We start from the raw sequence: 9,006 nt of genomic DNA on the forward strand, positions 1-9,006 counted from the left end.
GGCATCTTCGGTCCCGCAGGACGGACAGGCGGGCGGCACCGGCTGGGTGTGGCCGCAATGGTGGCAGAGCAAGCGCCCGCGCCCGCGATGCTCCACCAACCAGGCCGAGCAGTTCGGGCACTCAAAGCGATAGCCGCAGGTCCGGCACAGGGTTAGCGGCGCATAGCCCCGGCGGTTGAGAAACAGCATCGCCTGCTCGCCGCGCGCCAAGGTTTCGGCAATCGCATCGCGCAGGGGGATCGACAGAAACGCCCCGCGCGGCGGCGGGCTGCGGCGCAGGTCGATAGCGGCGATCTCCGGCATCTCCGCGACGCCGTGGCGTTCGGGCAGGCGCGTGCAATGGAAGCGCCCGGATTCGACATTCGCCAGACTTTCGAGCGAAGGGGTGGCCGAGGCCAGCAGGATCGGCACGCCCTCCAGCCGGGCGCGCACCACGGCCATATCGCGGGCGTTATAGAGCACGCCCTCTTCCTGCTTAAAGCTGGCCTCATGCTCCTCATCGACGACGATCAGGCCGAGATGATCCAGCGGCAGAAACAAGGCCGAGCGCGCGCCGACGACCACCGGGGCCTGCCCCAGCGCAATGCGCCGCCAACTTTTGCGCCGCGCCGCCGGGGTCAGGTGCGAGTGCCAGACCAGCGGATCGGCCCCGAAGCGACTGCGGAAGCGCTCCAGCCACTGCGTCGAGAGGGCGATTTCGGGTAGGAGCACCAGCACTTGCCTGCCTTCCGCCAAGCAGCGGCGACGGCGGCGAAATAGACTTCGGTCTTGCCCGAGCCGGTCACGCCATCGAGCAGGGTCACGGCGAAACCGCCCGTTCGCACTTGATCGCAGAGGGAATCGGCGGCGGCTTGCTGATCGTCGGAAAAATCCGCGCCGCGCCAGCGGTAGGGCGGTGGCGGGGTAAGCTCCGGGGCGACGCTGACGCTCTCCAGCCAGCCCGTGCGCACCAACCCGGTAATCACGGCGGCGCTGACCCCAGCGGCGCGGGCGAGGTCGGCGGGCGTCATCGCGGCCTCTTCCTCCAGCACAGCGAGAACCTTCTTGCGGGCCGCCGTCAAGGCACCCTCGCCGCCAATGCGGGTGAGGCGGACGAGCCGCGTCGGCTCCGGGGCATCGAGCGCGTCGGGCACGCTGAGGCCCATGCGCAGCACGGCACCGGGGGGGCTGAGCGTATAGGCGGCGACCCAATCGATGAGCTTGCGTAAGGGGTCGGCCATCGGCGGCACCGGATAGGCGGGACCGAGCGGCTTCAGGCGGCGGGCGGCGATTTCCTCCCCCCCGTCAGGCCGGTCCCAAACCACGCCGGGCAGAAACCGGCTGCCGAGCGGCACGGTGCAGATGGTGCCGGGAGGCGGAACCTCTTCGCCCTCCGGCACGGCATAATCGTAGAGGTCGCCGAGCGGCAGCGGCAGCAGCACCGAAACGCGGCGGGGTTCCGCATCATCGATTAGGAGCGATGCGGGCCGATCCTGCGCCTCGGGCCTAGCGGGACGGCGGGTCATCGGCTAAAGTCGCGCTGTGATACATCCCAGGCGGGGCCTGGGGCGAAAACTTCGGGCGGGCAGTCCGCCAAGGCTAAGGGAAGAAGCATCAGGATGAAGTTCTTTATCGACACGGCCGACGTTGCGGAAATTAAAGCCCTGGTGCCCACCGGGCTGGTGGACGGCGTGACCACCAATCCCTCCTTGGTAGCGAAAACTGGCCGTAAGTTCACGGATGTTATCGCGGAAATCTGCGAAATCGTCGAAGGCCCCGTTTCGGCGGAAGTGGCGGCGACCGATTTCGACACGATGCTGAAGGAAGGGCTGCACCTCGCGGCTATCGCCAAGAACGTCACGGTGAAGCTGCCGCTGACAGTCGATGGGCTCAAGACCTGCAAGCATTTATCGGATAAGGGCATTCAAACCAATGTCACCCTCTGCTTCTCCCCGGCGCAAGCGCTGCTGGCGGCCAAAGCGGGCGCGACCTTTATTTCCCCCTTCGTTGGGCGCTTGGACGATATCGGCCACGATGGCATGGGCCTGATTGCGAGATCATCGAGATTTATTCGGCCTATCCGAATTTCACCACCGAAGTGCTGGTCGCCTCGGTGCGCAACCCGACCCACATCATCGAAGCCGCCAAGATGGGGGCCGATGTTTCGACCTTGCCGCCGTCGCTGCTGTGGATGCTCTATAAGCACCCGCTGACCGAACGCGGCCTTGAGACCTTCTTGAAAGATTGGGCCGCGACCGGCCAATCGATCCTCTAGAACGGAACGAAACGGATGGACGAGCGCAGCGTAGAGCAGAGCGGACGGCAAGGGGAAGCGGTTGCGAAGGTGAAAGCCGACGCGCTGACCGATGCCGCCGTGCTGACCTACCTGCGCCGTAATCCCGATTTTCTAGTGCGGCACCCCGATATTGCCGGGGTGCTGATACCGCCCGTGCGCGCGATGGGCGAGGGGGTTGTCGATCTTCAGCAGTTCATCGTCCAAAAACTGCGCTCGGACATTAGCCGCCTCAAGCTCAATCAGCGCAAACTGATTGCCACCAGCCGCAATAATCTCGTCAGCCAAGGCCGCGTGCATGCCGCGATTATCGCCCTCATTGGCGCGCGCAGCTTCGAAGATTTCATTACGGTGCTGACGGATGAGCTTGCCAGCTTACTCGATGTGGATGCGGTCGGCTTCTGCCTGGAAGCCAGCGGCGAAGGCACCGTGGCCGCCAATAGCAATGTGCGGATTCTCCCCATCGGCATGATCGATCAACTCTTGGGCAGCGAAGCCGTCGTGCTGCGCGCCGATATTTCGGGCGAGCCCGAGATTTATGGCGAGGAGTTGGCGGGGTTGGCGCGGTCGGACGCGCTTATTCGCCTGCATGTGTCCAGCCAAGCCCCCGCCGCGATGTTGGCCCTGGGCGCGCGCCGTCCAGGGATTTTCCATCCGGGTCAGGGTACGGAACTCATCGGCTTTTTGGCCGAAACGGTGGAAATCACGACCCGCGCCTGGCTTGATCTCGACGAGTAACCGCGCGTGCTGCCCGCCGGGCTCACCTTTACTGCCGCGCCGGATTTGACCGAGGCGCTGACGGGCTGGCTGCTGTGGCTCGGGGCGGAAAAGCGCGCTTCTAAGCACACGCTTGATGGCTATGGGCGCGACTTGGCGGCGTTCCTGCTGTTTCTCACTGAGCATCGCGGCGAAATTCCCGACCTGTCCGGGCTTGCGAGCTTAACCCCGACCGATATCCGCGCCTTTCTCGCCCGCCGCACCGAAGCCGGAATTTCGCGCGCCTCGCTGGCGCGGGGGCTCTCGGCCTTACGCAGCCTATTCGGGCGGCTCGATCATTTGGGGCTCGTGCAAAACCCAGTGATGAGCGCCATCCGCACGCCCCGCCAGCCCAAAACCGCGCCGCGTGCTTTAAGCGAGGCCGAAGCCGCCGATAGTCTCGATCATATCGCCGAAATCGCCAGCGCACCCTGGCTGGGGGACCGCGATCTAGCCCTGATTACCCTGCTCTACGGCTGCGGCTTGCGCCTGGGTGAAGCCCTGGGCCTGACCCGCGCCGAGGCTCCCCTGTCGGACGTGCTGCGCGTGCGCGGCAAGGGCGGGAAAGAGCGGATCGTGCCGGTTCTGCCGGTGATCGCCGATGCGGTGCGCGCCTATCTCGCCGTCTGCCCCTTCCCGCTGCCGTCGGAGGGACCGCTATTCGTCGGTGCGCGGGGCGGGCCACTCAATCCGGGGGTGGTGCAACGGCAGATTCGCCGCTTGCGGGTGGCCCTCGCCCTGCCCGAAACCGCAACGCCCCACGCGCTGCGCCATAGTTTTGCGACGCATCTGCTGGCATCGGGCGGGGAGCTTCGCACCATCCAGGAATTGCTCGGCCACGCCTCGCTCTCTACAACCCAGCGCTATACGGAAGTAGACGCCGCGCGCCTGATGGCGGTGCATCGGGCGGCACATCCGCGCTCCCGCCGGGCCGAGACAATCGGCTAAAAGGTCAGGTATTACGCCCTTCTCAGCAATATTCTTCTTCACCTATCACGTTAAGATCACCTCCCCTTGACGTAAACTGAATGACGTTATTGACAGTGCGTAAAAGTTGATCGATAGTCATGCTAATAAATCCTTAAAAATAAGGACTCCCTGGGGAGGGAACAAACATGAGCCTGTTAGGGGATACCCGGCTGTTCTGGAAACAGCTGACGCTGATCGCTGTGCAAGCGGTACTGACACTGATTGTCGGCTTGGTTGGGATTGAGGCGGCGGCCTCGTCCGCAGCGGCGGATCGGCTGCTGATTATCATGATCGTCTGCATCGTTTTCGGCTGTTTGCAAGGGTTGGTGATTGCCCGCTTCGGTATCGGCAATCCGTTGCGCGCCGCCATTGCCGCCCTGCGCGGTTTGGCCGCCGGTGACGTGAATACTGCCATTCCGATGGTCCGCCGCCGCGATGAAATTGGCGATGTGCTGCGCGCCGCCGAAATTTTCCGCGAGAATCTGGCGCAACTGCACCGTATGGATACGGAAAAGCGCGAAACGGAAGCGCGGGCCGAAGCGGAAAAGCGCCGCCTGCTGGCCGAGCTTGCCGATAGTTTCGAGCAGTCGGTGCGCGGCGTTTGCAAGACGGTTGGCACCGCTGCCGATGGGCTGAACGGCACAGCGCGGGAGATGGCGGCGCTGTCCGAACAAACCTCGCGCCAGTCGCAGATGGTCAGTTCAGCCACCGATCAAGCCGCCCATTCGGTGCAAACCGTGGCCTCGGCCTCCGAAGAACTGGCGGCGTCGATCGGCGAGATTGGGCGGCAGGTGACGCAATCGGCCTCCATCGCCAGTTCCGCCGCCGCTGATGCGCGCCGTACCACCGAATCGGTCACCGGCATGGTGTCGGCCGCCCAAAAGATCAACGAGGTCGTGCATCTCATTAATGAGATCGCGGCGCAAACCAATCTTCTCGCCCTCAACGCTACGATTGAAGCGGCGCGCGCGGGCGATGCCGGGCGCGGCTTTGCCGTGGTCGCCTCCGAAATCAAATCGCTGGCGACGCAAACCTCGAAAGCCACCGAGGATATTGCCGAGCAGGCCGAGACCATTCAAACCGCAACGCGCGGCGCGGCGGAATCGATCCAAGGCATCGCCGCCACCATTCTGCGCATCAATGATATTTCCAGCGGCATTGCGGCGGCGGTCGAACAGCAGTCGGCGGCAACCCGCGAGATTACCCGCAATGTGCAGGAAGCCGCCCGCTCCACCGAAGACGTCAGCCGCACGATTGCGGGCGTATCGCAGGCGGCGGGACAAGCGGGCTCCAGCGCGGCGCAGGTCCTCACCGCCACCTCGGGCCTGACGCGCGAAAGCGCGCATCTGATGCAGGAAGTGGATCGGTTTATTGCGCGGATCCGAGCGGTTTAAGGTTTAATCGCCGCCGCCGAGTTCCAGCGTGCGCAGAGTATGGGTCACGATCTCGCCGAATTCGGTGAGATAGACCGACCCCTTCACCGTGCGCTGGACCAAAATCGAACGCCGGTCGGTCTGATCGACCTTGCGCTTAGCGAGCCCGAGTTGCGAGAGCCGGTCGAGCGCGCGGGTAATGGCGGGCTTGGAGATATTCAACTCGGCGGCCAGCCCGCGCACCGTATGGGGGGCGGGGGTGAGATAGACGGTCAGCATCACCGCCATTTGCCGCGCGGTCAGGTCCGGCGACTCGCGTCGCACGCCTTCGACCGTCGTCAAGCGCCACATATCGAGCGCTAGGGCGGTTTTCATCGGTTCCCGTGCCTCGGCCATTCTGGTCGCACTCGCCGCCAATCGTTACGCAGTCAAATCAAGCTGCGGTATGACAGGGCCTAAAGCAAGATGATTTGTGTTCCTGAGAAATATGGCTTTCTCTGGGCGGGTTTTAGAGGCGGCGAACCAGTTCCCGAACCCGAATTTCGGCTTCGGTTAGCCACAGGGCGCGTTGTTCGGGCGTGCTGTTGGCGATGATCCGCAAAACCCAGCGCTGGACCTGCTGCACACCGCAGTAGGAGAGCAGGCAGTCGCGCCACATGCGCTCCAACGGGTCGCCGAAAAACCGCTGCTCGCGGTCTTCGGCGGTATTGCTGGTATTGACGATTAGGGCCGTGCGGGTGCGCAGCAGCGGGACCGGCGGGCCGCCTTCATCGAAATTCTTTTCGAAATCATAGGCAGACCCGAGCGCGAACACCCGGTCCATCCAGCCTTTCATTATGGCGGGCGGCGCGCCCCACCAGTTGGGATGGACGATAATCAGCGCGTCGGCGGCGAGCAGCGCCTTGATATGGTCTCGCACGCGGGGATCGTCGGTCGGCAGGCCCCGCGCTTCGGCGGCGGTTAAGCACGGATCGAACTCTTCCCGGTACAGGTCGCGCAGATACACATCCGCCCCGCCTGCCTGCGCCGCCGCTTCCATCCGTTGCGCGAGCGCCAGGGTGAAGCTATGGGGATCGGGATGGGCGGTGACGATGAGAACGCGCGGCATCCGGCTAGTGAACCAAATAATCTTCGATGAGGGCAAACAGCGCGCGGATGCTATGAACATCGCCGCCTTCGGGCCGTCCGGGGCGGGCGCGCGGGTTCCAGGCCATCATATCCACATGGACCCATTTGGTCGCAGGATCGACGAATTCCGCCAAGAACAGCGCCGCCGTGATCGCGCCGTTAAAGCTGCTTTCGCCGGTCGAACTGAGATCGGCGACCTTGCTTTCCAAAAGGCGGCGATACCCCGGCCACAGCGGCAACCGCCACAAAGGATCGGCCTGTTGCGCGGCCTTATTCTGAAGATCTTCGGCCAGGGCATCGTGCCGGGTGAAGATCACCGGCAACTCCGGCCCCAAGGCGACGCGCGCGGCCCCGGTGAGGGTGGCGCAATCGATCAGCAGCGCCGGTTTTTCCCGGTCGCTTCGGCCAGGGCATCGCAGAGGATCAAGCGACCTTCGGCGTCGGTATTCCCGACCTCCACGGTCACGCCCTTGCGCGTCGCCAGCACGTCGAGCGGATGGAAAGCATTGCCGGAAATAGCGTTTTCGACAGCGGGGATCAGCACGCGCAGCCGCACCGGCAGTTTGGCGCGCATGATGACATGGGCCAGCGCCAGCACCGAGGCCGCGCCGCCCATATCCTTTTTCATGATCTGCATTCCGGCGGCGGATTTAATATCGAGCCCGCCCGAATCGAAGCAAACGCCCTTGCCGACTAGCGTGACCTTCGGGTGATTCTCATCGCCCCAGCGCAGATCGATCAAGCGCGGGCCGTTTTGGGCGGCGCGGCCAACGGCGTGAATCGCCGGGTAGTTTTCGATTAGCAAATCGTCGCCGGTAATCACCGAGCAGCTCGCCCGATGCTGTTCGGCCACATCGCGCACGGTGGCGGCCAGTTCCTTCGGCCCAAGGTCGCCCGCCGGGGTATTGATGAGATCGCGCCCGAGGTAGATGGCTTCGACCATCGCCGACACGCGCTCCCGGTTCGCCTGTTCCGGCCACACCAGGGTGGCGGCGACGCGCTTGCGCTTCTTGTAGCGGGTGAAGGCATAGGCCCCGAGCGCCCATCCCGTCGCGAGGCGCGAGGCGGCGGGTTCGGCGGGCTCTGCCGCGAGATAATAGGCCCCAACCGGCAGCGCATCGGGCAAAGCGCCCAGCGCCCACAGGTCGGCATCGACCCCGCCCAGCGCCGACGCCTCGTCGCCCGTACCGACGATATAGCCGCCCGCTTCCCCGGAGACCGGCGGCAGCGCCAGCAGGCTGCCCGGATCGGCGGCATAGCCCTGGATATCGGCCCAGGCCCGCGCCTCCGCCCCTAAGGTTTCCAGTAGTGCGGCCAGCGTGTCGCGCGTGGCCAGGTACAGCGGGCGGGGGGAATCGGCTTTATCGACCAGGGCGAAGCTCATGAAACCGTCTCTCTAGCAACAGAAGGGTCTAGCATGCCGCCCTTCTGGGGAATTGAAAAGCTGCCTTAAGCGCGAACGACATCGGGATAATCGGTAATGACCGAGGTAACGCCCGCCGCAAGAAAGGCGCGCGCAACCTCGGGCTCATTCACGGTCCAGAGCAGCACGGGCAGGCCGGTGGCGGTAAGGGTGGGAACTTGGTCCGGCGTGAGCGCCCTCCAGGACAGATTGAGCGTGGCGCAGCGAGGGCTTTGGCCTCGGCCACCCAATCCACATCGGTGCGTTCGGACAGGTAGCCGCGCGGCAGGTCGGGCGCGCGGTCCCGGCAGGCGTCGAGCGCGTCGCGGTCGAAGGACGACAGCAGCGGCAGACTCGGTTGCCGCCAACTGGTACGCACGATATCCACAACGGCGGCAGCGGTCTCCCGCGCCCGGCCTGGGCAGGGTTTGATTTCGATATTGATGCCGCCGCCGACCTCTTGAACCAAGGCCAACACGGCGTTCAGCGTCGGCGGTGGTTCGGCGGGCCAATCGGCGAAACTCTTTGCGGCATTGAGCCCCTGGATCACGGTATAGGGGGTTTCGGCCACCCGGCCACGGCCGTCGGTGGTGCGCTCCAGGGTTTCATCGTGCATGAGGATGACCACGCCATCGGCGGTCAGCTTCGCGTCGATTTCCACATAGAGCACGTCCTGGGCAAAGGCCGCGCGCAGCCCCGCGAGCGTGTTTTCCGGGGCGAGCCCCCGCGCGCCGCGATGCCCGATGATCGGCGGTAAACCCAGGTCAACCATCAACATCCCCTAAACCTATTTGTGCGATGATAAAGATAAAACTGCGGTGCCATAGCGTGCATATCGGGCGCGATGCTGCCATAGTTTTTTCGATAAACTCTGAGGCGTTTCCGCGTCTCTCCTGTGCAAGTCTGTTCGTGCTGCATCCCATGACTGGCGATTCCTCCTTTCTCCCCTGTTCCCGTCGCCATCTGCTGATCGGCGGTGCGGCCAGTCTGTTGCTGGCCGGGCAGGGTTTGGCGCAGGGAACGGCCCCGGAGGATTCCCTTGCCGCCGAGCCGCGTTTCTTTCGTCTGGCGGCGGGGCCGCTCGGCAGCCCGGCTTCGCGCTGGCG

General features: G+C 64.5%; 10 protein-coding genes and 2 pseudogenes. 5 read left to right on the top strand and 7 right to left on the bottom strand.

The features are described from left to right. Together priA and VZ95_RS29680 are read right to left on the bottom strand one after the other, a co-directional pair. Positions 1-711 (bottom strand): replication restart helicase PriA (gene priA, locus VZ95_RS29675; protein WP_456297679.1); only part of this gene is annotated, 711 nt, incomplete at its 3' end. Further along, positions 618-1,505, bottom strand: coding sequence for a primosomal protein N' family DNA-binding protein (locus VZ95_RS29680; RefSeq protein WP_052711519.1), 888 nt, complete (start codon positions 1,503-1,505; stop codon positions 618-620). The genes priA and VZ95_RS29680, both read right to left, overlap by 94 nt. Positions 1,506-1,598: 93 nt before the next feature. Between VZ95_RS29680 and fsa the strand changes: the two are divergent. The 4 genes and pseudogenes from fsa to VZ95_RS05765 all read left to right on the top strand — a co-directional run bounded on the left by fsa (position 1,599) and on the right by VZ95_RS05765 (position 5,391). Continuing rightward, a pseudogene (gene fsa, locus VZ95_RS05750) lies at positions 1,599-2,254 on the top strand (fructose-6-phosphate aldolase). Positions 2,255-2,269: 15 nt separating this feature from the next. Beyond that, complete coding sequence (locus VZ95_RS05755; protein WP_052711520.1) at positions 2,270-3,010, top strand: DUF484 family protein; 741 nt, start codon at positions 2,270-2,272, stop codon at positions 3,008-3,010. Between the two features lie 6 nt (positions 3,011-3,016). Then, complete coding sequence (locus tag VZ95_RS05760; protein WP_045775013.1) at positions 3,017-3,976, top strand: tyrosine recombinase XerC; 960 nt, start codon at positions 3,017-3,019, stop codon at positions 3,974-3,976. 167 nt (positions 3,977-4,143) lie between these two features. Beyond that, complete coding sequence (locus VZ95_RS05765) at positions 4,144-5,391, top strand: methyl-accepting chemotaxis protein (protein ID WP_052711521.1); 1,248 nt, start codon at positions 4,144-4,146, stop codon at positions 5,389-5,391. A 3-nt stretch (positions 5,392-5,394) separates the two neighbouring features. Here VZ95_RS05765 and VZ95_RS05770 read toward each other — a convergent pair whose 3' ends face one another. The 5 genes and pseudogenes from VZ95_RS05770 to VZ95_RS05785 all read right to left on the bottom strand — a co-directional run bounded on the left by VZ95_RS05770 (position 5,395) and on the right by VZ95_RS05785 (position 8,672). Beyond that, entirely contained in the window at positions 5,395-5,766 is a 372-nt protein-coding gene (locus tag VZ95_RS05770; protein WP_045775014.1) for a MarR family transcriptional regulator, read from the bottom strand. A gap of 112 nt (positions 5,767-5,878) precedes the next feature. Next, on the bottom strand, positions 5,879-6,478 hold the full coding sequence (locus VZ95_RS05775; protein WP_045775015.1) for an NAD(P)H-dependent oxidoreductase: 600 nt from the start codon (positions 6,476-6,478) through the stop codon (positions 5,879-5,881). 4 nt (positions 6,479-6,482) lie between these two features. After that, positions 6,483-7,882 (bottom strand): annotated as a pseudogene (locus VZ95_RS05780) (leucyl aminopeptidase family protein). Positions 7,883-7,947: 65 nt separating this feature from the next. Then, positions 7,948-8,049, bottom strand: a complete 102-nt coding sequence (locus tag VZ95_RS28010; RefSeq protein ID WP_269747064.1) for a glycerophosphodiester phosphodiesterase family protein — start codon at positions 8,047-8,049, stop codon at positions 7,948-7,950. Then, positions 8,031-8,672, bottom strand: a complete 642-nt coding sequence (locus tag VZ95_RS05785) for a glycerophosphodiester phosphodiesterase family protein (RefSeq protein ID WP_052711522.1) — start codon at positions 8,670-8,672, stop codon at positions 8,031-8,033. Before VZ95_RS05785 ends, VZ95_RS28010 begins: the two co-directional genes overlap by 19 nt. A 149-nt stretch (positions 8,673-8,821) precedes the next feature. On the opposite strand from VZ95_RS05785, the gene VZ95_RS05790 reads away from it, so the two are divergent. Further along, the coding region (locus tag VZ95_RS05790; protein ID WP_045775016.1) for a hypothetical protein at positions 8,822-9,006 on the top strand (185 nt) is incomplete at its 3' end.

Origin of the sequence: Elstera litoralis (assembly GCF_000963705.1) — a bacterium.
Classification (GTDB): Bacteria; Pseudomonadota; Alphaproteobacteria; order Elsterales; family Elsteraceae; genus Elstera; species Elstera litoralis.

Coding starts and splice junctions, on each gene's coding strand:
- VZ95_RS05765 (WP_052711521.1), top strand. CDS start 4,144: ATGAGCCTGTTAGGGGATACCCGGCTGTTCTGGAAACAGCTGACGCTG.
- VZ95_RS05775 (WP_045775015.1), bottom strand. CDS start 6,478: ATGCCGCGCGTTCTCATCGTCACCGCCCATCCCGATCCCCATAGCTTC.
- VZ95_RS05785 (WP_052711522.1), bottom strand. CDS start 8,672: ATGGTTGACCTGGGTTTACCGCCGATCATCGGGCATCGCGGCGCGCGG.
- VZ95_RS05755 (WP_052711520.1), top strand. CDS start 2,270: ATGGACGAGCGCAGCGTAGAGCAGAGCGGACGGCAAGGGGAAGCGGTT.
- VZ95_RS05770 (WP_045775014.1), bottom strand. CDS start 5,766: ATGGCCGAGGCACGGGAACCGATGAAAACCGCCCTAGCGCTCGATATG.
- VZ95_RS29680 (WP_052711519.1), bottom strand. CDS start 1,505: ATGACCCGCCGTCCCGCTAGGCCCGAGGCGCAGGATCGGCCCGCATCG.